The sequence below is a fragment of the Streptomyces sp. NBC_01433 genome, from assembly GCF_026340105.1.
Lineage (GTDB): Bacteria > Actinomycetota > Actinomycetes > Streptomycetales > Streptomycetaceae > Streptomyces.
The window spans coordinates 71,252-97,116 of sequence record NZ_JAPEPM010000001.1; the positions used below are offsets into that span (position 1 = coordinate 71,252).

Here is a 25,865-nt window from a genome sequence, read left to right on the forward strand (position 1 = left end):
CCGGGCGAGCGGAGGTACGCGCATGAGATGTACAGGCAACAATCACTCTTCGGTCCGGACTCCGAGCAATAGAACCTTGGTTGGCCTGTGCCAAGGCCAGCCGAGTTCGCCTACCCGGCCAGCGCGAGGACGAGCGGGAGCACCTGATCGGCACCGGACTGGCGCAGGAGGCGTGCGCCTACGGCCAGCGTCCAGCCGGAGTCGGTGTAGTCGTCGACGAGCAGGACCGGGCCGGGGGTGGCGGCCAGGGCGGCGGCGAGTTCGTCGGGCACGGTGAACGAGTCGGCCAGGGCGCGCAGCCGCTGGGCGGAGTTACTGCGGTGTGCGGCATGCTCATCCGCCTGTGGGGTGTAGGCCAGGCTGCCCAGCAGCGGTAGCCTGCCGACCCGGGCCACCCCTTCGGCCAGTGAGCCGACCAGCTGGGGGCGGGTGCGGGACGGCATGGCCACGACTCCGACCGGCCGCGCCAGCGCGTCGGGCGCGGCGCCGGCCCAGCCGCCCGGCGAGCGGGCCCAGTCCGCCAATACGGTCACGACGGCGTTCAGCACGTCGTCCGGGACCTGGCCGTCCGCCGCCTGCGCCGACAGGAGTGGGCGCAGGCGGTTGCCCCAGCCGATGTCCGACAGCCTGCCCAGCGCGCGCCCGGTGACCGCCTGCTGACCCGCGGGAATGCGGCCCTTGAGGTCCATACCGACCGCGGCGAGGCCGGTCGGCCACATCTTGCGGGGCTCGACCTCCGCCCCCGGCCGGTCCAGCTCACCCGTCGCCGCCGCAAGGGCACCGGAAGACACGGCGGGATCGAGCCAGGCGCCGGCGCAGTTGTCGCAGCGACCGCACGGAACCGCCTTCTCATCGTCCAGCTGCCGCTGCAGGAACTCCATCCGGCACCCCGTGGTCGCCACGTAGTCCCGCATGGCCTGCTGCTCCGCCGACCGCTGCTTCGCGACCCAGGCGTACCGCTCCGCGTCATACGCCCACGGCTGCCCCGTCGCGGTCCAGCCGCCCTTCACGCGCCTGACCGCACCGTCCACATCCAGCACCTTCAGCATCGTCTCCAGACGCGATCGCCGAAGATCCACCAGCGGCTCCAGCGCCGGCAGCGACAGCGGACGCCCTGCCTCCCCCAGCACCGCCAGAGTGCGCCGCACCTGCTCCTCGGGCGGGAAGCCCACCGAAGCGAAATAGGCCCAGATCGCCTCGTCCTCCCGCCCCGGCAGCAGCAGCACATCCGCATGGTCCACACCGCGCCCCGCACGACCCACCTGCTGGTAATAGGCGATCGGAGACGACGGCGACCCCAGGTGCACCACGAAACCAAGGTCCGGTTTGTCGAAGCCCATGCCGAGTGCGGACGTGGCGACCAGGGCCTTCACCCGGTTCGCCAGCAGGTCCTCCTCAGCCTGCAGCCGCTCGGCGTTCTCCGTCTTCCCCGTGTAGGAAGCCACCGGGTACCCGCGCTGCCGCAGGAACGCCGCGACCTCCTCCGCCGCCGCCACCGTCAGCGTGTAGATGATCCCCGAACCCTGCAGATCCCCCAGCCGCTCCCCCAGCCACGCCAGCCGATGCGCCGCGTTCGGCAGCTCCATCACCCCCAGCCGAAGACTTTCCCGGTCCAGCGGCCCCCGCAGGACCAGAGCGTCCCCACTCCCCGTGCCCAGTTGCTCAGCCACATCCGCGGTCACCCGCGCGTTCGCGGTCGCCGTGGTGGCCAGCACCGGCACCCCCGCCGGCAATTCCGCCAGCATCGTGCGCAACCGACGGTAGTCCGGCCGGAAGTCGTGCCCCCAGTCGGAAATACAGTGCGCTTCGTCGACCACCAGCAGACCGGTCGTCGCTGCGAGCTTCGGCAGCACCTGATCACGGAAATCCACGGAATTGAGACGTTCCGGACTGACGAGGAGAACGTCGGTCTCGCCGCGCTCCACCTCCCCATAGATCGTTTCCCACTCCTCCGGGTTGGCCGAGTTGATGGTGCGCGCCTGAATACCCGCCCGCGCCGCCGACTCGACCTGGTTACGCATCAACGCCAGCAGCGGCGAAATGATCACCGTGGGACCCGCGCCACGCCGCCGCAGCAAAGCGGTCGCCACGAAATACACAGCCGACTTGCCCCACCCGGTCCGCTGCACCACCAGTGCGCGTCGGCGCTCCTCCACCAGAGCCGCCACCGCCTGCCACTGGTCTTCCCGCAGCCGCGCCGAACCCCCCGGGGCACCGACGAGCTCAGCGAGAATGGCATCGGCTTCAGTGCGCAGCTCCAGGGTGTCCATGCCTCCATGCAACCCGATGGCACTGACAATCGGCGACTTCACCCCGCGTGACCAACCACTCACAAACGGCCCGCCGGGCACGGACCGGTCGAGGATGGAGGCGCGTGGCCAACCAACGCTGCCCTTGACCTGGGGACAGAGCAGTGCCCACGTTGCGCTGCGTAGAGGGTGTGCCCAGCGGCGGCATCGGCTTCGGTGACGGGCGCCGCCGGGCGTCCACCAGCATGGCAGGCAGCGCCGACAATGCGGCCGGTCGCTGACTGAAGGCAGCATCGGCTTTCGAGCCGATGGTCGGCCCCCAGCCCCACCGATCGGTCGGCCTCGCCCACACCGCAGACATCGCGGCAGCCCGCGTCGGCTTGCGGACCGCTTCCGCACACGAAGCCCACGAAGTGTCAGCTGCCTACGGCATCGCGGCGGCCGCCAGCAGTCAGCCGGGGTACCCGCTGTGCGTCACGACGGGTAAGGGAGAGTGTGGTCGAACAGGTGTTTCGCGACGCGCCGTACCAGCCGCCTGTTCGACGCCTCGTCCTTCGCGGCACTGATCCCGAAGACATAACGGCCGGACACCACGGTCGCGTTCGCGACCGGGATGAGTTCCAGGCCCGTCACGTTGGTGTAGAAAAAGACGCCGCGCTGTGGTTCCGTAATGTTGGCTGATCGGCAGAAAGCCTCCGTGGCGGGATGGCAGCCCCAGGGCAGACCGCTCGTCGCGTAGGTCTGGGCAGCCTTCGCGCTGGGCGCCACCCACCGCACGGTGACGGAGAAGACGGCACTGTCAGGTCCGGCTACCGGAACGAAGCGGCACACACTCGGGTGCGGCAGTTCGGTGCCCAGCGCGGTACGGCTCGATGCCACAGGCAGCTTGACGTAGTCCCGGCCGAGCTCCGAGAGGAGTTCGGCACTGAGCAGGCCGCAGGCGTCGGGCCAGTCCTTTGGCTTCGCTCCCGCCAGAGCAACCGGTTTCTCCACGTTCGTGACGGCGTGGCCGGGCCGCAGGGCGGTGTAGCGCGTGTTGTTCTTCTCCTCACTGCGGACGATGAGCAAGTCTCCGCTCAACCCCACGAACGTCCCGGCCACCGGCCAGGGCACACGGGAAGTCCGTCTGCCCGCCAGGTCCGTGAGGTCGCTCGCACCCGGCCCCTGACTGCGAGCGTCTCCAACCGACCAGCGGGTATCTCCGCTGTACGCCCCGCCGGTATCCACATCCTGGGCGATGATCTCGCTGCCCAGCGTAGTGCCGGCGTAGGAGCGGGGGGAATGCGCCCAAACAGGCTTCCCGGTGTCTGCTCGTACGGCTTGCAGGCCACCGCCGACGCCATTGAAGTACATCAGCCCGCGAGCTTCTCCCAACGGTCCAGTGATCCCCGCTCGCCGCAGGACTTCCTCACCCGACTCCGTGAAGAGATAACCCTGTTTGTCGAGGGTCACGCCAATCGCGTTCCGGGCCGCGCCGAGCCTGAGGATTTCCTGCCAATTCCCCAGCCTCCGCTTCCAGGCGATGGTCCCGTCCTCGGCATCAAATGCCTTGACTTCTGCGGCCATGCCCAGACACTGACTGAGCAGAACGAGGTGTTTCGACGTCGTGCCCACGCTGTAGGAAGAACCACCGGGCGCGCCCTTCTTGCACCCCGCCGTGGGCGTCATCCTCCACCGGACCGCACCTGTCCGGGGTGCGATTCCCAAGAACTCGTCACCGGCTGCCTGGATGACAGGTCCAGGATCCGGCAAGAAGGGTTTATCTCCAAGATAATCTCCCTTCCGTGCTTGATGCCCGCCCGGGATCGCCGTCTTGTGCCATAATTCCTGTCCTGTCGCGGGATCATACGCGTGCATGGAATCCTTGAAGGAACGCTTCGAATCCACAGCGATGACCACACCGCCCGAGAAGCCCACTTCATCGAATTCGTCAGCAGAGCTCCTCACGGTGGAGAGGAGGCGGCCGTTGCTCGTATCCACGATGCTCAGCGTCTTGCCCTGCGGGATCGCGAGCATCCTGTCGGTCACCTCCGGCGCCAAGTCCCGGGCGTCCAATGCTCTACCAGGGGTTCGAAAGGACCATGCCACCTCCAGCGCGTCCGGGCGCGCGAGCGGCTCATCCGACTTCCTCTCCTCACTGATCACGAGCACGAACGCGAGGAGAAGACTGATACTGAGCGCAATTCCACACACGGAATACCAGACGACACGAGCACGCTTACGAACCATCCTGCTCCCCATCCCATGAGATCGGTCAGCACTGCGGTGCGGGCGACCATCGGCAAAGTTCGGGATCCGCAATGAGCTGAAAGACGCCGCCACGAGACCCCGTATAGAGAGCCTCGTACTTCTTGGAATAGCCGGTCACCGCGTATCGCCCGCCCCGTGGGGCGGGAACAGGCACTGTCGCTTCCTTCCCGTTCTGTACGTAACGGACGATCAGGCCGAACTCACGAGAGCCGTTCCCGGCAAGGAAACTCGCCGACAGATTTACTTGCTCCCCGGGCTTGACGGTGATGACCTTGTCGCGGAAGTACCGCTGCGTGGAACTTTTCCCGGTAAGGAAGACGGGTTCCGGCCTGTCCATATCCGCGAACAGCTGGATTTTCGGCTCGCCCCCGGCAGTCGGTTCACACAACAGTGTTCCAGAGAGCGGAGGGGCGGGGCGGGGGGATTTCGGCTTGATGTCGATCGAGGTGATCGTGAGTGGGACCGTTCCCCCCTCGATGGTCAGGCTGACGTCCAGTTCACCGACCCGCGCGCCCTGGTTACGCCGGACGACTGCGCCCACATCCCCCCCGGACACGAGTTCCGCGCGGTCCTCCAGCGAGGACACCTTGCGCGGCGTAGCCGTACAGCCCTCATCGTTTTCCTGCCTCGCAGACACGGTGAACGGCCCCGATGAGGAGCTCACCGAGGGGCCACCGGCAGGGGGAGAGACGGACTCGGACTCACCGCCCAGACCGAGCACGTTGAGAGCGAAAGCAGTCAGCACCGCACCGAGCACGGGAATGCCCATGCCGAGCCAGAGCACTCGCGCATGCTTCTTCCACCACGGCTCCGGAGTGTCCGGTGGCGTCGCCCGACGCGTACGGGAACGTATGCGCAACGTGGTCCGGTTTCTCAACTCTCCCCCAGCGAGTAACGAGCCCATTTTGACCGCAAGTCAAGCTACCGCCGAGAGGTGCGGACGAACCCTGCAATCCCCGGATCGGCACACTGGGCACCACGAAACTCCCCATCGGGGTGATGCCCGTGACGTGCCGCCCGGCTGCTGGGCATCGGGGCGGCAGGCCCGCAAGGGCGTCTCCGCGCCCTGTTCGAGCAGGGCGGCCGGAATCCGGTCCTCCCGGACTCGCCGCCGCGACGGGCTCCTGGTGGTCGACGCGGCCCACTGCGTCTCGGACTGGGGACACGGCTTCCGGCCGGACTACCGAAAGGCCCTGGTCGCCGCCTCCGCACCCGGCTGGAAACGATGCTCAAGGCGCTGGACGTCGAGGTCGAACCCCGAAAGACGTGGCCGACCGGCCTGTCCTCCGTGGACGTCGGCCTCAAGTGCCGCATCCCCGCCGGACGATCTGCCCGACACGGGCCGGACGCTCGCCGTCGCGGCACTCCGGCTCCGACGGGCAGGGCGGAAGGGGTGTTTTCGCTGGTCCTCGCTGTTCAGGCGTGACTGGTGGCGTCAACCGGGCCTGACCTGGGCAGGGATATCAGTGTCATTCCGGCTGATTCCCGTCAGCCGTGGCAATTGCTCGTTGCCGCCTGCGGATACGCCAGGAAGAATTGGAGTCGCTCCCCGCACGGTCCTTTCGCGGCCCGGAAGGGCTGTGCCGCGGCGCGCCCTCACCCGACCCTGCCCGCACCGTGGGCGCGTAGCGAAGGGAGGACCGTGACCTTCGGATTCGCTTCGTCCGCAGCCACTTCGACGTCGGCGTCTTCGGTTTCCGGGGACTCCGACAACCGCCTTGCCCGGATACTCGAACCGGCCGAATGGGCCTCGGCGGGCATACCCCTGCTGCGCAGCCCCCGCGAGGTCGTGAGCGGCCTGCACGCCCGGCACGGTCCGACGCCGACCACCGCTGTGGTCGCGGTGCTCGACCACGAGGAGCGGCTCACGGCCAGCGCCTCATTCGTCCGCCGAACGGCCGCGGCCCCGGACGGCTGGGACTTCCGTAACGCGCTGCTGGCCCATCTCCGCCGTGTCATCCCGCACGATCTGCGCCGCCGTACCCCCGTACGCACGGCTGTGCTGCTCTACTGCCGCGAGGGCGACGAGCGCTGGACCGAGGAGGACGGTGCGTGGATGTGGGGCCTTCGGGACGCCTGCACACTGCACGGCCTGCGCTGCGGCGCGTACATCACGCTGACCAGTGGCGGGTGGCAGGTTCTCGGTGAGGGCCGGGGCGGGCGTCGGCCCAATTCCCTGTCGCGGCCGACCGCTCTTGCCGACGCCGCTGTCGATCACCATCCGGCCCCGCTGCGTACCGGAGGCGGAGCGGCGGAGGCGCAACGGCGCACGGCTGCCCGCTGAACCGGAGTCCCGGTCCGTCCGGCTGCCCCTTTCGGACAGCCGGACGAACCGCAGGTGGACGGCTCAGACGCCCGCGCCGAGCGCGGCGTTGATCGTCTGAGGGTCTCCGCAGACGATCAGCAGCGCGTCCGCACGGCCCCGCGCCACGGGAAGCGCGCGGGCCACGTCGTCATCGACGTCTCCGTTGACCGCGACGACGACCACCGGACGGGACGTGGCACGGTCGGCCGCCGAGACGGCCGCGAAGAAGACGTCGTCGCCGGCGTCGTGCTGGGCCCAGTAGGCGGCCTCTCCGAAGGAGAGTTCGTGTGCTGCCCACGGGTGCTGCTCGCCGGTGGTGAGCACCAGGATGTCACCCGGTGCCCGTCCGGATTCGAGCAGCAGATCAACGGCCTCTTCGGCCGCGTCGAGTGCGCCGCCGACCTGGGCCGGGATCAGCTGGAGCTGCGGCGCGGAACGATTCTCCTGCTGTGCCGGCCCGGCCTGGGCGACGGTGGGAGCGGGTACGGGCTGCGGGCGCTGCGCGGGAGGCGCGGGCCGCGCGGGGCCGGGGCCCGGACGTCCGGGACGCGGTGTGGCCGCGGAACGCGGACCTGGTACGGGACGGGGGGTCGGCGCGGTGCGGCCGGCGGCCGGAGTAACGCGGGGACCCTGGGCGCTCTCGTGAATCTGAGGCTCCTCGGGGATGAGAGGCATGAATAGTGGTCTGTCGGACACCGACGCGGTCGGAGTCGAGGGGTGTGCGCGTGTGCGCGATCAGAAATCGAAGCCGAGCTGGCCCCCGCTTTCCAGTGCAGCCGCCTCGGCGGAAAAACGGACCTTCTTCAGGTGCTGCCACCTGGGCAACGCGTCCAGGTACGCCCAGGAAAGACGGTGCTGGGGCGTGGGCCCCCGCTCCTCCAGTGCGGCCCGGTGTACGGGAGAGGGATATCCCGCGTTGGCGTCGAAGGCGAAGTCTGTGTACTCCTCGGATTCCGCGCCCAGTTCGGCCATCATCCTGTCGCGGTGGACCTTGGCGATCACCGATGCCGCCGCGACCGCGATGCAGGACTGATCGCCCTTGATCACGGTGCGGACCTTCCAGGGCTGCCCCAGGTAGTCGTGCTTGCCGTCGAGGATGACGGCGTCGGGACGTACCGGGAGCCCTGCGAGGGCCCGCACTGCGGCGAGCCGCAGCGCGGCGGTCATTCCGAGTTCGTCGATCTCCTGCGGTGACGCATGACCGAGTCCGTAGGCCGTGACCCAGCTCTTGAGCAGCGGGGCCAGTTCGGCGCGACGCCTGGGAGTGAGCAACTTGGAGTCGGTGAGCCCTTCGGGCGGTTTCCGGAGGCCGGTGACCGCCGCACAAACGGTGACGGGGCCGGCCCACGCTCCGCGTCCGACCTCGTCGACACCGGCGACGGTCCTGGCACCGGTGGTAGCGCGCAGCGAGCGCTCGACGGTGTGCGTGGGTGGTTCGTACGGCATGGCGCCAGCCAGCGTACGCCGACAGCAACGGCAGCAACACCCCGGGGCGCCCTGCTCGCCGCGAATCCGCTCGCGGCACCGCTGGGAGCAGGGCGAACCGGCCTTTGCCGATGGCTTCCGCGGGTGCGCGACCGGGAGCGGAGCAACGAAATCGATGAGGTCGGAGGGATCAGTACGGGTCGTAGGAGTCGTCCTCGGTGTTGCCGTCGCGCTCGCTGCCGGTGTCCCGGTCGAAACAGCCCCGTCCGTCGACGACCGCCGGCCGCTTCTCCAGGATGTCCCTGGCCCGCGCTTCGCCCCAGCTCGTGGCGTACCAAGGCGGGTCCGAGCCGTCCAAGGTGCTCTGAATCTCCTGGAGCGCACAGGAACGCAGCGGTTCGGGAAGGGTGTTGAGCGCCGGTACGGCATCGGCCGAGAGGCCCTTGAGGTAGGCGATGTCGATCGGCTTGTCCTGGCGATGGCGCTGGACGTTCTGTTCCGCGATCACCGCGTCCGGCGAGAGCAGCCCGAAGGCGAGCACACCCACCGCGGCGCCGGCGGCGACGGCCCGCGGCAGGTGCCTGGCCCCGAACACGCCCGCCCCCAGAACCAGGACCAGCACCACACCGAGCCAGAGTTCCACGGCGGCGACGGAGATCCGGAGCCTGGTCAGGCCGTACTCGTCCACGTACAGGTCCATGCGGCGCAGCGCGGACGCCACGACGACAAGGGTGAGTACGCAGAGGGTGCCGAGCACGCTACGGACGAGGGTGCGGTCCCGGTTGCCGCCGCGCGGAGCCCCGCGCAGGGCCAGGGCGATCACCAGGAGGGTGAGCAGTGTGGCCCAGAGCAGCTGCCAGAAGCCTTGGCGCGCGTACTCGGAGCGGGTCGGCCCGGTCTCCGTCAGCACCTTGCCGTAGCCGCCGAACAGGACGGTGAGCTGAAGGGCGATGAAAGCGGCGAACAGCAGATCGAGCACGATGAGCGGGACCGCCCATTCGACCCGGCCGCGGGGCTTTCCCGGGCGGACGGTGAGCCCGTCCCAGCGTACGGGGGCGGCCGCGGTGTACGCGGCCGCCAGAGCACCGGCGAGGCCCAGCAGGAACAGGAAGAACCGCCATGGGCCCTCGCCGACGGACGCGTCGGGGGTGAGGTCGCTGAGGAGGTCGGCGAATGCGGCGTCGGCACTGGCGAAAAGGGCGCCGAATACGATCAGGAGCACGGCAGCCGCCGCGGTGGTGCGTAGCGCGGTGCCCCAGCGGCCGCGGTGCCCGTCGGCCCGGTCGCGCAGTCCGCGCCATCCCCACTGGAGCCCGGGGACGATCGAGTCGAACAACCCCAGTGGGCTCGCCAGCACGCCCGGCCAGCTGTGGCTGCCGTGCAGGGCGAGCGAACCCAGCGCGATGGCCGACGCCACGGCGAAGAAGGTCGGCCAGCCCGCGTCCCGGAGTGCCGGGACGGAAAGGAGTGCGAGTCCTCCGACCGCCCAGGTCAGGGTCCAGGGACGCGGGCGACGGCCCACCGCCTGAGCGGCGAAGAAGGCTGCCAGCGCCGCCGGGACCGCCACGAGCAGGAGATTCGGCCCAAGGCCGTCTCCCAGGAGCAGCGAGCTGAGCAGGGCGGTGGCCAGGGCCGCCCAGAGGGTGGCGGCACGGATGGCGGCCGGTGCGGTGGGGCGCAGCTGGGACAGCGGTCGCGGCGGTTTCGGACCGGGCTGCCACGGGTTGCCCTCATGCGGCCCGGCCCGCCGTCGCTGTTGCCGCGCCTGCGGGTTGGCGGGCGCGCGAAGCGGCCCCGCGCCCTCGGCGACCGGCGCTTCGGGCTTCACCGCGGTGGGGGCCTCGGACGGCACGGAGGCCGTATCCCGCGCGGCCGTCGCCTTCCCCTCGGACCGCTGGGACGTTTCCGGTGCGGCCGATGCTTCGGACGCGTGGGACGCGTCCGGTGGATTCGACGCCTCGGACGGTTGATCGGACATGGGACCCCTCCCCCACCGGGGTCCGCGCGCGGCCGATGGGCGGCGTGGCTGCCCCGGTGTCTCATTCGGCGCACGCCCGTCAAGATCAACGAGGGGCGGCGTGGCCGAAAGAGTAGCTGCGGACCCCTGTACCCAGACGCTCAGGATGATGCTGTGGCAGGACCGTGACAGTCAGCGCGGTGGGGTGGGTCGCACCGCGCTGATGGGTGTGTCATCAGCTGTGCGTCGGGGCGATCCAGCGCGGGAGGTCTTCCGTCTGCGCCAGCCAACCGGCCGGTGGCGTAACGCCGTTGCCCGCCGAGACGACTCCGCCGACGATGGCGCACGTCGTGTCGACGTCACCGCCCGCTTGAGCCGTCTCCCAGAACGCCTGCTCGAAGTCCCCGAGATTGCGCGCCGCCGACCAGAGCGCGAACGGCACGGTGTCGTGCGCACTTGTGCGGCGTCCGTTGCCCAGGACCGCGGCGACCGTGCCGGCGTCCTGGTAGTCGAGCATGTCGCGCGCCCGGCGCAGTCCCGCGCCGACAGCACTGCGCGGGACGAGCGCGACGACACCGTCGAGGAGGTCCCCCGGGGTCGGGGGCCCTCCCGGGGTGGCGGCCAGTGAGGCGGCCGCGGCCACGGCCATCGCTCCCACGACAGCCTCGCGGTGCTGGTGCGTGGTGTACGAGGAGATCTCGGCCTGGTGAGTGGCCTGCTCCGGGTCGCCCGCGTACCAGGCTCCGAGCGGCGCGATGCGCATCGCGGAGCCATTGCCCCAGGACCCCTGGCCCTGGAACAGCGCGGACGCCAGCTCACGCCAGTCACCGCCTTCCCGCACCAGCCTGAGCAGTCGGTTCACCGCGGGCCCGTACCCGCGGTCGAAATCGTGGTGCTCGGCGAAGGAGCGCGCGAGGGAGTCCTGATCGATGCGGTCGTGCGCCGCGAGAACGGCCAGGACCGAGCAGGCCATCTCGGTGTCGTCGGTCCACTGCCACGGGCCGGGTGGCAGGGACCGTTGTTTCAGCAGTGGGTAGTTGGCCGGGACGAAGAACTGGGAGCCCAGGGCGTCTCCCACGGACAGCCCACGCAGGCTGGCCAGGGCGCGTTCGAAGCGCCGGTCGGAAGCAGAATCAGCGGTCATCGCCCTGCCACTCTATCCGGTGATGCCGTACGGCTCGGGGGTGCGCCAGCGCATAAATGGCCGGTCAAGGGTGTAGCGGCCGTCCTCACCGAGCAGCAGCGTCCGCGTCTCGGCGTTCCCGGGGTTGGACAGTGACTCGAACTCAGCCACCGACCAGTGGAACCAGCGCATGCAGAAGAGCCTCATGGTCAGCCCGTGGGTGACCAACAGGACATTCTCCGGATGACCGGGGTCCTCGAAACTCCGGTACAGGCTCTCCAGGAAAGCCCCGACCCGGTCGTACACATCGGCACCGGACTCGCCCTGGGCGAAGCGGTAGAAGAAGTGGCCGTAGGCGTCCCGGTACGCCTTCTGCAGCCGCACATCGTCCCGGTCCTGCCAGTTTCCCCAGTCCTGTTCGCGCAGCCGCGGCTCCTCCCGGACCCGGACCCGGTCGAGATCCAGGCCGAACGACCTGAATGTCTCGTGCGTGCGGCGGTAGGGCGATACGTAGACACTCACCCGCTCCCCGTCGAACAGGTCACGCAGCCGGACCCCCGTCTCCCTGGCCTGTCGCAGCCCCGCGGCGGTGAGCCTCAGCGCATGGTCGGGCTCCCGCTCGTACACCGTGTCATCGGCATTGCCCTCGGACTCACCGTGCCGGACGAGGACAATGCGCTGCGGTCGTGCCATGCGTCGAGCCTAGATCGAGTCCGGCTCAATCGAGCAGTTGTCCGGACTCCATCCGGCGTATGTGACCAACGAAACGACGGCGCAGCAGTCGGTCGTGAGAAACCACCACCAGCGCGCCGGACCAGTCCGTCAGAGCCCTCTCCAGCTCCTGAACCAGCCCGAGGGCCAAGTGGTTCGCCGGTTCGTCGAGGAGCAGCAGGTCGGCGGGGCGGGCCAGCAATCGGGCGAGGGCCAGCCGTCGAAGCTGCCCCGCCGAGAGGGAGCCGACCGGCACATGGAGGTCCCGGCGGTGGAACAGGCCGTACGACAGAAGCAGTTCGGCCCGTTCCTCCTCAGCTACCTGAAGGCCCCTGCCGAACGCCGTGAGCACCCGCTCCGCGGGCCGCCGCACCGCGATCTCCTGCGGGAGATACCCGATGCCGCCCGGACGGACGGCGGAGCCCGCGTCCGGATCCAGGACACCCGCCATGACGCGCAGCAAAGTGGACTTGCCCGCACCGTTCCCGCCGTGGATCAGGAGCTTCTCCCCCGCGGACAGGGTGAGCTCGTCCACGGCCAGCCGATCCCCGACGAGGACGCCCCTCAGGGACAGCAGCTCTCCCGTCACCGCACCGGCCGCCGGGCGTGCGGCAAAGCGCAGAGGCTCCGGCGGTCTGGCCACGGGCTCGTCCTGGAGCCGGCGCAGTCTCTCCTGCGCATGGCGAATCCGTCCGGACACCGATGACTGGACCCGCCCGGCGGCCCGGTCGTACGCCATTTTGTTGTTGTCCTTGATGGCACGCCCGACCGCGACGCCATGGGCGGTGGTCCGCGCGTACTCCTCCAGGCGAGCCGTCTCCTCGCACCAGAGCGCGTATGCCTGCTCCCAGCGGCGACGTGCCGCTTCCCGCTCGTCCCGGAAGCCCGCGTAGCCGCCGCCGTAGCGCACGACGGATCTGCGGTCGGCGTCGACCTCCAGCACCGCGGTGGCGACCCGTTCCAGGAAGAGCCGGTCGTGCGAGACCGCGACCACGGTGCCGGGGTGCGCGAGCAACGCTGATTCCAGCCACTCCAGGGCGGCCTCGTCCAGGTGGTTCGTGGGCTCGTCCAGCAGCAGTACCTCCGGGGCCGCCGCGACCAGACATGCGATGCCGAGCCGCGCCTGTTCGCCTCCCGAGAGACTGCCGAGGATCCGTTCCCGGCCGATGCGGGTGAGGCCGACCCCGTGCATCGCTTTGTCGACGCGGGCATCCGCCTCGTATCCACCGCGCAATTCGTAGGCGGTGAGCAGGTCGCCGTATGCCGCGAGATCCTTCTCGCCCGCCGAGCCGAGGTCCACCTCGGCCTCACGCAGACGCCGCTCCATCCCGCGCAGCTCCGCCAGGGCCGCGTCGATCATGTCCCCGACCGTGCGATCGGGCGGCAGCCGCGGAGTCTGGTCGAGGAGCCCCGCACCGCCCTCGGACAGGGTGACCACCTTCCCGGCATCGGCCTGTTCGCGCCCCGCGAGCAGGCGCAGCAGCGTGCTCTTCCCCGCACCGTTCTCGCCCACGATGCCGATCCGCTCACCGGGGCGAACAGTGAGCGAAACGTCTTCGAGCAGAAGCCGGTCGCCGCGGGACACCGTCACATCGCGGAGAGAGATCTGCGTGGGCAAGGGCGCCTCCAGTGAAATAAATGCAATCGTTGTCGCATTAAGAGGAGTGTGACACGCTGAAGCGCACTAACGCAACAGGAGTAGCAATTGAGTGACGAGCAGGTCGCCCCGAGGGCGGTCGATTCAGACCCCGCGCCCGGCAGCCGGCGCCCCGGCGGCCGCACCGCCCGCACCCGGGCCGCCGTGCGCGACGCGGTGCTCACGGGCCTGGCCGAGCAGGGCTTCCCAGGGCTCTCCGTCGAATACGTCGCCGAGCATTCGGGCGTGCACAAGACAACCCTGTACCGCCGCTGGGGCAACGTCGAAGGGCTGGTCGTCGACGCCCTCGAACTGGCGGGCGAGGACAGCTGGACACCCCCCGACACGGGCAGCCTGCGGGGGGATCTGCGCGCACTCCTGCGCGAGACCGCCGACTCCTTCGGCGACCCCGCCCAGGCCGCCGCACCGACCGCGTTCATCGCCGCCGCATTCCAGTCGCCGCGGGCGGCGAACGCGCTGCGCGCCTTCTACTCCGAGCGGTTCGCGCGTTGCGAGGAAATGGTCCAGCGCGCCGTCGAGCGCGACGAGGTTCCCCACGGCACCGACGCGGGCGCGCTCGTACGGGCGGCGTCCGCGCCATTGTTCCTGCGGTTGTTCATCACCCGCGAGCCGGTCGGCGAGGGCCTCGCGGATCAGTCGGCGGACGCCGCTCTGGCAGCCGCCCTGGCCGGGGTGTTCACCGGGCCGGCGCAACCGGCGCCCACCGCGAACGGCGCAGCCACCGGGCTTCCCGCCGACACGGGCTGATCACACCGTCCAGGACGGTTCGAGCCGCACCACGTCTCCGGTCAGCGCCGCGACATCCGTCTCGGTCTGCGCACGCACGGACAGCCGTTCGGCGCCCTCCGCCCGGTATTTGCCACGCTCGGCGCTCGACTTCCACATCGACAGCACCAGGAACTCGTGCCCCGGAGCTTCTCCGAACACGCCACGCAGCATCCCGGGCGATCCGGCCATCGCCGGATTCCACACCTTCTCCTGCATGAGGGCGAAGTGCTCGACACGGTCCTCGTGCACCTGGCTGTGGGCCACTCTGACGACGTCCGCGTCCGCGAAGTGCGGCTCAAAGCCGGTCTTCACATCGAACCGGTGCTCGAAGAGCTTCACCTGCATGTCCCGGTACATACCGGACTGCGCGGCGGCCAGCCGGTCGTGCCCACGGGCCATGAAGGAGTCGTAGAAGACACGGCTCTCCCAGAACGCGAACACATGGGCGACTTCGGGGCGCCCTCGGCTCCACCCGCCGCTCTGTCCCCTGAATCCCGGCTCACCGAGCAGCCCCGCCCACTTTCGCTGCCCCCGCTCGAAGCCATGACGGTCGACCACGGTGCAGCGAATCCACTTGACCAGCACCGCGCCATCGTACGGCGCCGAACGTGTCGTGGGTCACCAGCGGGGAACGCTTCCCTGAATCGACGTGCCCGAAAGCCTCGTTGTGGCCAGCCGCCGGGTGGAGAGACCGCGGAGAGCGCATCGCCGCAGACGGCGCGGGTGGCTCGAATCCGTCGTCCGCCGCCAAGGCAGTTGGTTCCATGGGCAGTTACATACATGATCGGGTGATGAGAGCGGCCCGTCGGCCCGACTGCCAGGAGGGAAGTCCTGTGAGCACTCCTAACAAGGACATCGAGAAGGTCGAAGTACGGCTGAAATGGGACCCCAGCGACAGCGGCGAACCGGCCAATGACCTCGACATCATCGCCGCCACGTACGCAGCCGAAGAGCCCTACGGCAGCCCCTCGTACCTGGTGCACTTCGACAGCCGCTCACCGGACGGCACCATCACCCTGAATCGGGACAGCAGAACGGGCCAGGGCCTCGGTTTCGACGAAGCCATGACCCTCGAGCTGGACCGGCTGGCGACGACGTACGGGCGGGTGGTCGTGGGCATCGCCATCCAACAGCGCAATGGCCACAAGACATTCGGCGACATACAGCGCACCGGGGTGCACATCCGCGAGGGCTACACCACCCTCTCCGAGAACGACTTCTCCGGCGTCTCGTCGGCCACCGCGGCGGTCGTCGCGGAGTTCATCCGGGACGGCTCGGGGGTCTGGGTGTTCCATGCGGCCGTACGTGGCTTCGACGGGGACCCCGACTCGTTCACCATGGAGATGGGAAACCGAACCCCGGGAACATGATCCGGCGCCGCGCCGGCCATGCGTCCTCGGCGCGGTGTTTCCTCGGCGCGGCCCACATGACTCCAGGCACCGGCCGTCGCACCGCTCACAGGCGGTCCCGCGCGATCCGGGGCGGGGAGCCCCGTAGACGACGCACGGCTGTGTCGCCTGCGAAGGCATGGCCGAACTCTGGCCAACAGCGGACAGTGCCCCGTAATCGCGTTGAAGACCACGGGTCACAGGCACGACGAAGGGGACCGGCCGCTGGCCGGTCCCCTTCGTGAGCTGCTGGTCAGCTACCCGCGCGGGCTACGTCGGATGTCGCATCCCACGTGCTTCCGCCCGGTATCAGCTGCAGCCGCTGGTGGAGCCGCAGCCCTCGCAGATGTAGCAGGAGCCCGCGCGCTGCATCTTCGTACCGCAGGAGAAGCAGAGCGGTGCGTCGGCGCTGATGCCGAGCTGCATCTCGACCAGCTCGGCCGAGGTGTGCGCCGTCTTCGGGGCGGGCTTCTCAGCGGTCTCCACCGGAGCCGCCACCGCCTTCAGCGGCTCCACGTGAAGCGGAGCGGACTGGGCCAGGCTCTCGACGTCCAGTTCGCCGTCCTCGAAGGACGGCTCGTACGAACCGGTGTCCAGGTGACGCTGGCGCTCCTCGGCCGAGTGGATGCCGAGCGCCGAACGGGTCTCGAAGGGCAGGAAGTCGAGCGCCAGGCGGCGGAAGATGTAGTCGACGATCGACTGCGCCATCCGCACGTCCGGGTCATCCGTCATACCGGCCGGCTCGAAGCGCATGTTCGTGAACTTCGAGACGTACGTCTCCAGCGGAACGCCGTACTGCAGACCGACCGAGACGGCGATGGAGAAGGCGTCCATCATGCCCGCGAGGGTCGAACCCTGCTTGGACATCTTGAGGAAGACCTCGCCGAGACCGTCGTCCGGGTAGGAGTTGGCGGTCATGTAGCCCTCGGCGCCACCCACGGTGAAGGAGGTGGTGATGCCCGGACGCCCCTTGGGAAGGCGCTTGCGAACCGGGCGGTACTCGACGACCTTCTCCACCGCGGTGCGGATGGTGTCCTCGGCCTTGGCGGTGACCGCCACCTTCTCCTTCTCCTTGGTCTTGGCGGAGAGGGGCTGGCCGACCTTGCAGTTGTCGCGGTAGATCGCGAGCGCCTTGACGCCCATCTTCCACGCCTCGAAGTAGACCTCTTCGACGTCCTCGACGGTGGCCGTCTCCGGCAGGTTCACCGTCTTGGAGAGTGCGCCGGAGATCCACGGCTGGATGGCCGCCATCATCCGGACGTGGCCCATCGCGGAGATGGAACGCTCGCCCATCGCGCAGTCGAAGACCTCGTAGTGCTCGGTCTTCAGACCGGGGGCGTCGATCACATTGCCGTTGTCGGCGATGTGGGCGACGATCGCCTCGATCTGCTCCGGCTGGTAGCCGAGACGGCGCAGCGCCTGCGGCACGGTGCCGTTGACGATCTGCATCGAGCCGCCGCCGACCAGCTTCTTGAACTTGACCAGGGCGAGGTCCGGCTCCAGCCCGGTGGTGTCGCAGGACATCGCGAGACCGATGGTGCCGGTGGGCGCGATGACCGATGCCTGGGCGTTGCGGAAACCGTTCTTCGCGCCGAGGCGGATCACGTCCTGCCAGGCCTCCGTGGCGGCGGCCCAGATCGGCGCGTCCAGGTCGTCCACGTGGACGGCCTTGGCGTTGGCGTCGGAGTGCTGCTTCATGACGCGCTGGTGCGGCTCGGCGTTGCGAGCGTAGCCGTCGTACGCGCCGACGACCGCGGCGAGCTCGGCGGAGCGCTTGTACGAGGTGCTGGTCATCAGTGACGTGATGGCACCGGCGAGCGCGCGGCCGCCGTCGCTGTCGTACGCGTGGCCGGTCGCCATCAGCAGTGCGCCGAGGTTGGCGTAGCCGATGCCCAGCTGGCGGTAGGCGCGGGTGTTCTCGCCGATCTTCTGCGTCGGGAAGTCCGCGAAGCAGATCGAGATGTCCATCGCGGTGATGACCAGCTCGACGACCTGGGCGAAGCGCTCGGACTCGAAGGACTGGTGGCCCTCGCCGTCATCCTTGAGGAACTTCATCAGGTTCAGCGAGGCGAGGTTGCACGAGGTGTTGTCCAGGTGCATGTACTCGCTGCACGGGTTCGAGCCGTTGATCCGGCCGGACTCCGGGCAGGTGTGCCACTGGTTGATCGTGTCGTCGTACTGGATGCCGGGGTCGGCACAGGCCCAGGCGGCCTCGGCCATCTTGCGGAAGAGGGACTTGGCCTCGACCTCTTCGATGACGTCGCCGGTCATCCGGGCGCGCAGCCCGAACTTGCCGCCGGACTCGACGGCCTTCATGAACTCGTCGTTCACCCGGACCGAGTTGTTGGCGTTCTGGTACTGCACGGACGTGATGTCGTCGCCGCCCAGGTCCATGTCGAAGCCCGCGTCGCGCAGGGCGCGGATCTTCTCCTCCTCCTTCACCTTGGTCTCGATGAAGTTCTCGATGTCGGGGTGATCGACGTCGAGGATGACCATCTTGGCCGCGCGGCGGGTTGCGCCACCGGACTTGATGGTTCCGGCGGAGGCGTCGGCACCCCGCATGAAGGAGACCGGGCCGGAGGCGTTACCGCCGGAGGAGAGCAGTTCCTTGGAGGAACGGATACGGGAGAGGTTCAGGCCGGCGCCGGAGCCGCCCTTGAAGATCATGCCCTCTTCCTTGTACCAGTCGAGGATCGACTCCATGGAGTCGTCGACGGCCAGGATGAAGCACGCGGAGACCTGCTGCGGCTGAGGCGTTCCGACGTTGAACCAGACCGGCGAGTTGAAGCTGAAAATCTGGTGCAGGAGGGCGTACGCCAGCTCGTGCTCGAAGATCTCGGCATCCGCGGGAGAGGCGAAGTAGCTGTAGTCCTCGCCGGCCTTCCGGTACGTCTTCACGATCCGGTCGATCAGCTGTCGCAGACCGGTCTCGCGCTGCGGCGTGCCGACAGCCCCACGGAAGTACTTGCTGGTGACGATGTTGACCGCGTTCACCGACCAGAAGTCGGGGAACTCGACGCCACGCTGCTCGAAGTTGATCGAGCCGTCGCGCCAATTGGTCATGACGACGTCACGGCGCTCCCACGCCACCTCGTCGTACGGATGCACGCCGGGGGTGGTGTGAATGCGCTCGATACGCAGACCCTTGCTCGACTTGGTGCCCTTGGTGCGGGAACCTCGTGCCGGGCCGCTCGCCGTCTCTGTCATGCCGCCTCCCATATGTGGGCAAAAACGCCCTGAAGTGCCCAGTTCTTCCCGGGACACAGTGTGTGTCTGATGCTCCGGACGCCGCGTACGGCATCCGCGAACAGGTCTTGTACTGCCCTGTCGCCGTCCGGCAGCCCACTGCCGGACGGGACGGGCGGGTGCCGCTCAGTCGGCGGCAGTGGCGGGCGCCGGGACCTCAACGGTCTCCCGGCTCCCGCAGTCCTCCACGAGGGGCCGCCGCTCGCGCAATTCCACGATGGCGGCCTCGAAGTCTTCGAGTGAATTGAACGCCCGGTACACGGACGCGAAGCGCAGGTAGGCGACGAGGTCGAGTTCCTGCAGGGGGCCGAGTATGGCCAGGCCCACGTCATGGGTGGTCAGCTCGGCACTGCCGGTGGCACGCACCGCCTCCTCGACCCGCTGGCCGAGCTTGGCGAGGGCATCCTCCGTGACGGGCCGCCCCTGGCATGCCTTGCGGACGCCGGAGATGACCTTGGTACGGCTGAAGGGTTCGGTCACACCGCTGCGCTTGACCACCATCAGCGAACAGGTCTCCACCGTCGTGAAGCGGCGGGAGCAGTCGGGGCACTGACGGCGCCGACGGATCGACGTGCCGTCGTCGGTGGTGCGACTGTCGACGACCCGGCTGTCGGGGTGCCTGCAGAAGGGGCAGTGCATGGCTCCCAACCCTCCTTCACAGCACGACTGAATAGCCTCTTCAGGTCCGTCACGGACCCTTCGAAGCAAGCTCAAGCATAGGCGATGGCCGCGAGCCCGATGAACCCGGACCACAACTTCTGGGCGGCTGGAGTAATCCAACCACTAGATCTAGGGTTTGGCCGCGTTTTCTGCCCTAGCGCGTGTCGTGCGCCCGGGACGACCCGAAGACGGGGCAGGCCAGGCATGAGGGTACGGGAAACACCCGGCCACCGAGACGCCGGGGCACCGCTCGACACCCTGGAACGACACCCCCGCGAGCCACCCCGTACGCTCCGGAGGCGCGCGGGGACGCTACCGTAATGAACCGAATTGCCGGTCACCCCGCGTCCCGCTCATACACCTGGCGGTAATGCCGCGACAGGCCTTTATTCGTTTTTCACTCGAACGTGTGTTTGGCGCAACCTTTCGAAAGCTACTACCGTTGTCCAGCTAGGGAGAACATTCGAGAGGGGCCGACGTGACCACCACCGCAGACAGTGCCACCATCACTGCCCAGGACCACCGCTCCCAGAGCCGACTTGAGCCGGTGCATGCAATGAATGACTCAGTCACGAATACGGAGGGGCCAGAGCCCGCGCGCCCTGCGCGCTCATTGCCCGGCCGGCCCCCAGGAATCCGTGCGGACAGTTCTGGGCTCACGGATCGGCAACGGCGGGTGATCGAGGTAATTCGGGATTCCGTGCAGCGCCGCGGATACCCGCCGTCCATGCGGGAAATCGGTCAGGCGGTGGGGCTGTCCAGCACCTCTTCCGTCGCCCATCAGCTGATGGCCCTGGAGCGCAAGGGCTTCCTGCGACGGGATCCGCACCGTCCGCGCGCCTACGAGGTCCGTGGATCCGATCAGCCCAGCACCCAGCAGACGGACACGACGGGCAAGCCCGCCGCTTCGTACGTGCCGCTGGTGGGCCGGATCGCCGCCGGTGGGCCGATCCTCGCGGAGGAGTCCGTCGAGGACGTCTTCCCGCTCCCCCGCCAGCTGGTCGGCGACGGAGAGCTGTTCGTCCTGAAGGTCGTCGGTGACTCGATGATCGAAGCGGCGATCTGCGACGGCGACTGGGTCACCGTACGGCGTCAGCCCGTCGCCGAGAATGGGGACATCGTGGCCGCGATGCTGGACGGCGAGGCGACCGTCAAGCGCTTCCGGCGCGAGGACGGCCATGTGTGGCTGCTCCCGCACAACGCCGCGTATCAGCCGATCCCCGGCGACGAGGCGACCATCCTCGGCAAGGTCGTCGCGGTGCTGCGGCGGGTGTGAAGCCCGCCGATTCCGACCGGGCCCCGGGATTCACTGCGCCGATCCCGGGGCCCTGCTGTGCCGCCCGACGGCCGATGCCGCAGGTCCCGGCCGCTGCGTGCGGGCGGCCCACTCCTCCTTGCCTACTTCCCGTCGGCCTTGGCCGCCGCGTCGATGGACGCCAGTGAGCGTCGGGCCTGGTTACGGTCGGTCGTGTACCAGAAATCAGGCAGTGAAGCGCGCAGATAGCTTCCGTATCGAGCATTGGCCAGCCGGGGGTCGAGTACGGCAACGACTCCCTTGTCGCCCGTGGCCCGTACGAGCCGACCGGCGCCCTGGGCCATCAGCAGCGCGGCATGGGTCGCCGCGACCGCCATGAACCCGTTGCCGCCCGCCTCCTCGACCGCCTTCTGGCGCGCGCTCATCAGTGGATCGTCGGGCCGGGGGAACGGAATCCGGTCCATGATCACGAGCTGGCAGCTCGCCCCGGGCACATCGACGCCCTGCCACAGCGACAGAGTGCCGAAGAGACATGTCTCCGGATCGGCGGCGAAGTTCTTGATCAGTTCGCCGAGCGTCTCCTCGCCCTGCAACAGAATCGGCTTGTCCAGCCGGCCCCGCAGTTCCTCGGCAGCCGCCTGAGCCGCTCGCATCGAGGAGAAAAGGCCCAAAGTGCGACCGCCGGCCGCCTCCACCAGCTCGGCGAGCTCGTCCAGCATGTCCGTACGGGATCCTTCCCGTCCAGGCGTGGCCAGATGCCGGGCGACGTACAGAATGCCCTGCTTCGGATAGTCGAACGGCGACCCGACGTCCAGGCCCTTCCACTGGGGGACGTCGTCGCCCGCGGTGCCTTCCGGGGCGAGTCCCAGCGAGGCCCCCACCCCGTTGAAGTCCCCGCCCAGCTTCAGCGTCGCGGAGGTCAGGACCACGGAGCGGTCGGCGAACAGCTTCTCGCGCAACAGGCCGGAGACGGAGAGCGGCGCGACGCGCACGGACGCCCCGAAGCGGTCGTGCCGTTCGTACCAGACGACGTCGTACTCCGAGCCCTGCGTGATCCGCTCGGCGACACTGTGGATCGACTCGACCAAGGCCATGGCCTGCTTGCGGACCGCGTCCTCGTCCTGGACCGACTTGTCCCGGGTGGCACCCAGCGCGGAGATCACCGTGCGAGCGGCGTCGCGCAGCGCCATCAGGGCGTACCCCAAATCCTCGGGCACCTCCTCCAGACGGCCGGGAAGCGCCAGCTCCATGACCCGCTCGAACCCCTCCGACGCGGTCTGCAGGGCGTCGGCGGCCTTCTCGTTGACCAGCTTCGCCGCCCGGCGGACCGCGCGGTTCACCTGCCCCGGGGTGAGCTCGCCGGTGGCGACGCCGGTGACCCGGGAGACCAGCTCGTGGGCCTCGTCGACGATCAGCACCTCGTGCTGCGGGAGCACGGGAGCGCCCTCGATGGCATCGATGGCCAGCAACGCGTGGTTGGTGACGACCACGTCGGCGAGCTTGGCGCGCTCACGCGCCATCTCCGCGAAGCATTCCGCGCCGTACGCGCACTTGGTCGCGCCCAGGCACTCACGCGAGGAGACGGAGATCTGGGCCCAGGCCCGGTCCGAGACACCGGGAGTGAGGTCGTCCCGGTCCCCGGTCTCCGTCTCGTCGGACCAGTCCCGCATCCGCAGCAGGTCCTGTCCCAGCTTGCTCGACGGTGCTGCCGCCTCGAACTGGTCGAAGAGCCCCTCCTCCTCGTCCTGCGGGACCCCTTCGTGGAGCCGGTGCAGACAGAGGTAGTTCGAGCGCCCCTTGAGCATCGCGAACTGGGGACGGCGGCGCAGCAGCGGATGCAGCGCGTCGACCGTACGCGGAAGGTCTCGTTCCACGAGCTGCCGCTGGAGCGCGAGAGTCGCCGTGGCCACCACGACGCGTTCCCCGTGCGCCAGCGCGGGCACCAGGTAGCCGAGGGACTTGCCCGTGCCGGTGCCGGCCTGGACGAGCAGATGGGATTGGTCGTCCACAGCCTCGGCGACGGCCTCGGCCATGGTGGCCTGGCCGGGCCTTTCCGAACCGCCGACGGCGGTGACGGCGGCATGGAGGAGCTCGGGGAGAGATGGCTTCGTCATAGCCCGACCACCCTACGGCGCACCACTGACAACGGCGATCACTCCCGGCCTCATACGGCGGGGTGGAGCGGATTGGGAACGGTGCCGTGGATGGCCGCGTGCGGACGCTGAGGCCGGTCACGGTAACCGTCCACAAGCAGACGGTTACGGTTGAGACAGAGGCGCTCGATCTCCGGGGTGAGCATGTCGAACGTCTCGAACCGATCCTTGAGCTCGGGAAACCGGGCGTGATGACGAAGAATCTCCGCCCGGACAAGTGACCAGAATTCACCCTCCGGCACGCCCAGCTGTTCCTCGCACAGGGGGGACAGATAGCGGAAGACCCCGATGAAGAGACCGGAGTGGATGAACTGGGTGAGAAAGGAAGGTTCCTCGGTCAGCAGGACGCTCCGTACATCCTCGGGCATCGAATCGTGCTCCGGCAACGGCAAGGCACTCACATTGACGTCGTCGACGAAGTCCTTGATCGCGAGTCGTACGGGGACGTCCTGTTCATCGAAGACGACGATGGTGTTCTCGCCGTGCGGGGAGAACACCGTTCCGTAGCGGTAGAGGAAATGCAGCAGCGGCGGCACCAGAGCGGCGAACAGCCGGGTGAGCCACACGGTCGGCGTCAGTCCGGACCGGTCGACCAGCTCGGCCGTGAACGCGCGGCCGTGGGGGTCCGTGTGCAGCAGTGAGGCCAGGGTGCGGGCCCGTTCGCCCGGTGCCAGCCGAGGCGGCAGGGGCTCTCGCCAGATCGCGCCGAGGATCTCCTTGAACTGGTACGGCGCCTCGGGGAGATGGTCGTACAACGGGTGCTCGACGGCCACGGAAGCGACCTCACCGAGAAGGATGATGCGACAGGTGTCGCGCAGAAACGGATCGGCGTCGCACAGGCCCTGAACCCAGGCGGTGACAGCCGGCGCGGCGAGGGTGCGCTCCGTCGGCAGACCGCGCCATACGAGCGTGTTGAGGATCGACAGCGGCAGTTTGACCGTGTGCCGGTCGGGTCGACCCACGTTGGAGAACGTACGGATGGACTGCTGCGGCAGCCTGGCGTCGTCGTCGGCGTGCAGCGCGACGATGTCCCCGTCCGCGATGGCCGGGGCGAAGAGTGGAACGATCCATTCGTTCCACTGCCAGGGGTGCACCGGGAGGTACAGATACTCCTGCGGGTCGAGGCCGCGCGAGCTGAGCTCGGCGACAAAGGACGCGCGGACGGGGGCGTCGAGTTCCTGGGCGTAGAGGCGCTCGGGAGTGGCCAGTCTCGTCACCCCCCGGTATCCCGCGATGCGGGTGCTGACGGCGATCCAGGGCAGACGTACCGCTCGCCGTGTCTCCGGGGTGAACCGGGCGGTGTCCTCCGCGGAGAAACCGAGGCGCCCTTTGTTGGCGACGAGCCACGGGTGACCGGTCTGGTGCCCTTCGAGCTCGGCGTAGTCGAGCTCGGCCAGGCGGTCAGCGGTGAGAGCGGTGTGATCGAGACGGGAGTCGGCCGCCAGTGTGGTGGTGACCTCACGGATGAGATGGCCGAGCGTGGCACCGTCGAGTCCGAGGAGACAGCGGGCACGGGTGAGGAACTGGAGCGGATCCCGGAACGGCCGCGTCCGGGCTCGCGGTTCACCGGAAGGCCCTGCGGACCGGCCTCGGGGGGCGCCGGAGGGCCCGGTCCTGGACGGCCCTTCGCACACCTGGATCGAATCCGGGATGACGCGCCAGCTGCCGTAGACACCACGGTCCGCCCGGAAGCTCACGACTCCGCCGTCGTCGAGCGGCACCGCGTAGGTATCGCTTTCCCCGGGCCGTTGAACCGGTTCGATGATCTCTTCATAAGCGAATTCGCCGAGCATCTTCGCGAGCAGCCGGGCTGCCGCCCGCTCCCAGACCGTCCGGTTCAGCTCCGGGGTCCTGAGCAGGCCGTGGGATTCGGCTGATTCATGGCTCGCAGGGTATTTCGGCACGGGGACTCCTCCGGGTGGAACCGATGGGGTTCGAGCGGTCTGGGCAATACGGCGAGTTGTTCACAGCTGGGCACGGTGCGTTCGGTCACGGATCATCAGGGCGGCGCGTTTGGCGGGCATTTCGACCTCGGCGGAGAAGCGGAAGCCGGCGCTCAGGAATGCGGCTACGGAGGGCGTGTTGCGCAGGTCCGGCTCCGCCACAACGCGTGCGCACAGGGGAAGGTGATCGAGTACGAGGTCGGCGACGGCGCGGAGCAGGGTGGCGCCGACGCCCCTGCCCCGGTTGTTCACGCCTCCGATGAGGAGGTGGACGCCGGTGTCATGAGGCCGGGCCGGATAGTGGCGCGCCAGCGGGTCCAGGTCCGCCCGGTAGATCTCCCAGTAGCTCATGGGCAGGCCGTCGAGCACTCCCAGAAAGGGGATGCTGCGTCCGTCGCCTTCGAGCTGTGGCCGGAGATGTTCGGCGGTGACGGCATCGGATCCGGCGAGTTCCCAGAACGCGGCGACCGCCGGGTCGTTCATCCAGCGGCTGAGCACGGCGAGGTCGCGGTCCAGTCGCACCGGGACCAGCTGGAACACCCCCACGGATGTGGTGACGGGGCGCCAGCCGGCGGGATCCCCGAGCAGATCGGAGGCGGCCGACCGTACCTCGGCCGCTCTCACGTCGTCGCCCAACAGGGCCAGGAGTTCTTCGGAGAGCCTCAGGTCGAGGGTGTCCTCGGCGCTGGTGACGGGTGCCTCGGCGGGGCCGGGCTCCGTGTGCGCATCGGCGGGAGGCACGGTGGCGCTCTCCTCTCCTGGGTTCGGTCAGTCG

At 68.9% G+C, this 25,865-nt stretch carries 19 protein-coding genes; 4 read left to right on the forward strand and 15 right to left on the reverse strand.

Annotation, left to right across the window (positions count from 1 at the left end):
* Nucleotides 1–110 precede the first annotated feature (110 nt).
* The 3 genes from OG413_RS00310 to OG413_RS00320 all read right to left on the reverse strand — a co-directional run bounded on the left by OG413_RS00310 (nt 111) and on the right by OG413_RS00320 (nt 5,283).
* Nucleotides 111–2,270, reverse strand: coding sequence for a RecQ family ATP-dependent DNA helicase (locus OG413_RS00310; RefSeq protein WP_266802180.1), 2,160 nt, complete (start codon nt 2,268–2,270; stop codon nt 111–113).
* A gap of 453 nt (nt 2,271–2,723) precedes the next feature.
* Nucleotides 2,724–4,478 carry a PQQ-binding-like beta-propeller repeat protein gene (locus OG413_RS00315; RefSeq protein ID WP_266802182.1) on the reverse strand — a complete coding sequence of 585 codons (1,755 nt, stop codon included), beginning with the start codon at nt 4,476–4,478 and terminating at the stop codon, nt 2,724–2,726.
* Nucleotides 4,479–4,503: 25 nt separating this feature from the next.
* Nucleotides 4,504–5,283, reverse strand: a complete 780-nt coding sequence (locus tag OG413_RS00320; RefSeq protein ID WP_266802184.1) for a hypothetical protein — start codon at nt 5,281–5,283, stop codon at nt 4,504–4,506.
* A gap of 858 nt (nt 5,284–6,141) precedes the next feature.
* Between OG413_RS00320 and OG413_RS00325 the strand changes: the two genes are divergently transcribed.
* Nucleotides 6,142–6,783, forward strand: a complete 642-nt coding sequence (locus OG413_RS00325) for a hypothetical protein (protein WP_266802186.1) — start codon at nt 6,142–6,144, stop codon at nt 6,781–6,783.
* Between the two features lie 63 nt (nt 6,784–6,846).
* On the opposite strand, the gene OG413_RS00330 is transcribed toward OG413_RS00325, so the two are convergent.
* The 6 genes from OG413_RS00330 to OG413_RS00355 form a co-directional block, all read right to left on the reverse strand.
* Nucleotides 6,847–7,479, reverse strand: a complete 633-nt coding sequence (locus OG413_RS00330) for a hypothetical protein (RefSeq protein ID WP_266802188.1) — start codon at nt 7,477–7,479, stop codon at nt 6,847–6,849.
* 60 nt (nt 7,480–7,539) lie between these two features.
* Nucleotides 7,540–8,250, reverse strand: a complete 711-nt coding sequence (locus OG413_RS00335; protein WP_266802190.1) for a ribonuclease HII — start codon at nt 8,248–8,250, stop codon at nt 7,540–7,542.
* A 169-nt stretch (nt 8,251–8,419) separates the two neighbouring features.
* A complete protein-coding gene (locus OG413_RS00340) occupies nt 8,420–10,207 on the reverse strand; it encodes a DUF4153 domain-containing protein (RefSeq protein WP_266802192.1) in 1,788 nt (595 codons plus the stop codon).
* Nucleotides 10,208–10,421: 214 nt separating this feature from the next.
* The gene (locus OG413_RS00345) at nt 10,422–11,330 is read right to left on the reverse strand and encodes an ADP-ribosylglycohydrolase family protein (RefSeq protein WP_266802194.1); all 909 of its coding nucleotides are present in this window, start codon (nt 11,328–11,330) and stop codon (nt 10,422–10,424) included.
* Nucleotides 11,331–11,342: 12 nt separating this feature from the next.
* Complete coding sequence (locus OG413_RS00350; protein ID WP_266802196.1) at nt 11,343–12,002, reverse strand: histidine phosphatase family protein; 660 nt, start codon at nt 12,000–12,002, stop codon at nt 11,343–11,345.
* A gap of 25 nt (nt 12,003–12,027) precedes the next feature.
* Complete coding sequence (locus OG413_RS00355) at nt 12,028–13,638, reverse strand: ABC-F family ATP-binding cassette domain-containing protein (RefSeq protein ID WP_266802198.1); 1,611 nt, start codon at nt 13,636–13,638, stop codon at nt 12,028–12,030.
* A gap of 87 nt (nt 13,639–13,725) precedes the next feature.
* On the opposite strand from OG413_RS00355, the gene OG413_RS00360 reads away from it, so the two are divergent.
* On the forward strand, nt 13,726–14,424 hold the full coding sequence (locus OG413_RS00360; RefSeq protein WP_266802200.1) for a TetR/AcrR family transcriptional regulator: 699 nt from the start codon (nt 13,726–13,728) through the stop codon (nt 14,422–14,424).
* Here OG413_RS00360 and OG413_RS00365 read toward each other — a convergent pair whose 3' ends face one another.
* Nucleotides 14,425–15,030: a YdbC family protein gene (locus OG413_RS00365; RefSeq protein WP_266802202.1), complete on the reverse strand. Its 606-nt coding sequence runs from the start codon at nt 15,028–15,030 to the stop codon at nt 14,425–14,427.
* A 248-nt stretch (nt 15,031–15,278) separates the two neighbouring features.
* Here OG413_RS00365 and OG413_RS00370 point away from each other — a divergent pair, with 248 nt between their 5' ends.
* Nucleotides 15,279–15,815, forward strand: a complete 537-nt coding sequence (locus tag OG413_RS00370) for a TerD family protein (protein ID WP_266802204.1) — start codon at nt 15,279–15,281, stop codon at nt 15,813–15,815.
* A gap of 327 nt (nt 15,816–16,142) precedes the next feature.
* Here the strand turns inward: OG413_RS00370 and OG413_RS00375 are convergent, their stop codons facing one another.
* Together OG413_RS00375 and nrdR are read right to left on the reverse strand one after the other, a co-directional pair.
* On the reverse strand, nt 16,143–19,040 hold the full coding sequence (locus tag OG413_RS00375) for a vitamin B12-dependent ribonucleotide reductase (protein ID WP_266802206.1): 2,898 nt from the start codon (nt 19,038–19,040) through the stop codon (nt 16,143–16,145).
* A 165-nt stretch (nt 19,041–19,205) separates the two neighbouring features.
* Nucleotides 19,206–19,718, reverse strand: a complete 513-nt coding sequence (gene nrdR, locus OG413_RS00380) for a transcriptional regulator NrdR (RefSeq protein ID WP_266802208.1) — start codon at nt 19,716–19,718, stop codon at nt 19,206–19,208.
* A 499-nt stretch (nt 19,719–20,217) separates the two neighbouring features.
* On the opposite strand from nrdR, the gene lexA reads away from it, so the two are divergent.
* Entirely contained in the window at nt 20,218–21,015 is a 798-nt protein-coding gene (gene lexA / locus OG413_RS00385; RefSeq protein WP_073721923.1) for a transcriptional repressor LexA, read from the forward strand.
* Nucleotides 21,016–21,137: 122 nt separating this feature from the next.
* Here the strand turns inward: lexA and OG413_RS00390 are convergent, their stop codons facing one another.
* Genes OG413_RS00390 through OG413_RS00400 form a run of 3 tightly spaced genes read right to left on the reverse strand, consistent with a single transcriptional unit; the run spans nt 21,138 to nt 25,831 of the window.
* On the reverse strand, nt 21,138–23,108 hold the full coding sequence (locus OG413_RS00390; RefSeq protein ID WP_266802211.1) for an ATP-dependent DNA helicase: 1,971 nt from the start codon (nt 23,106–23,108) through the stop codon (nt 21,138–21,140).
* 50 nt (nt 23,109–23,158) lie between these two features.
* Nucleotides 23,159–25,051 (reverse strand): IucA/IucC family siderophore biosynthesis protein, encoded by a 1,893-nt coding sequence (locus tag OG413_RS00395; protein ID WP_266802213.1) that lies wholly within the window; start codon nt 25,049–25,051, stop codon nt 23,159–23,161.
* Nucleotides 25,052–25,111: 60 nt separating this feature from the next.
* Nucleotides 25,112–25,831 carry a GNAT family N-acetyltransferase gene (locus tag OG413_RS00400; RefSeq protein WP_266802215.1) on the reverse strand — a complete coding sequence of 240 codons (720 nt, stop codon included), beginning with the start codon at nt 25,829–25,831 and terminating at the stop codon, nt 25,112–25,114.
* Nucleotides 25,832–25,865: the final 34 nt, after the last annotated feature.

Excerpts from the sequence above, each read along its gene's own strand:
- OG413_RS00310 (WP_266802180.1), bottom strand. The coding sequence starts at position 2,270 with ATGGACACCCTGGAGCTGCGCACTGAAGCCGATGCCATTCTCGCTGAG.
- OG413_RS00315 (WP_266802182.1), bottom strand. The coding sequence starts at position 4,478 with ATGGTTCGTAAGCGTGCTCGTGTCGTCTGGTATTCCGTGTGTGGAATT.
- OG413_RS00330 (WP_266802188.1), bottom strand. The coding sequence starts at position 7,479 with ATGCCTCTCATCCCCGAGGAGCCTCAGATTCACGAGAGCGCCCAGGGT.
- OG413_RS00335 (WP_266802190.1), bottom strand. The coding sequence starts at position 8,250 with ATGCCGTACGAACCACCCACGCACACCGTCGAGCGCTCGCTGCGCGCT.
- OG413_RS00340 (WP_266802192.1), bottom strand. The coding sequence starts at position 10,207 with ATGTCCGATCAACCGTCCGAGGCGTCGAATCCACCGGACGCGTCCCAC.
- OG413_RS00345 (WP_266802194.1), bottom strand. The coding sequence starts at position 11,330 with ATGACCGCTGATTCTGCTTCCGACCGGCGCTTCGAACGCGCCCTGGCC.
- OG413_RS00350 (WP_266802196.1), bottom strand. The coding sequence starts at position 12,002 with ATGGCACGACCGCAGCGCATTGTCCTCGTCCGGCACGGTGAGTCCGAG.
- OG413_RS00375 (WP_266802206.1), bottom strand. The coding sequence starts at position 19,040 with ATGACAGAGACGGCGAGCGGCCCGGCACGAGGTTCCCGCACCAAGGGC.
- nrdR (WP_266802208.1), bottom strand. The coding sequence starts at position 19,718 with ATGCACTGCCCCTTCTGCAGGCACCCCGACAGCCGGGTCGTCGACAGT.
- OG413_RS00390 (WP_266802211.1), bottom strand. The coding sequence starts at position 23,108 with ATGACGAAGCCATCTCTCCCCGAGCTCCTCCATGCCGCCGTCACCGCC.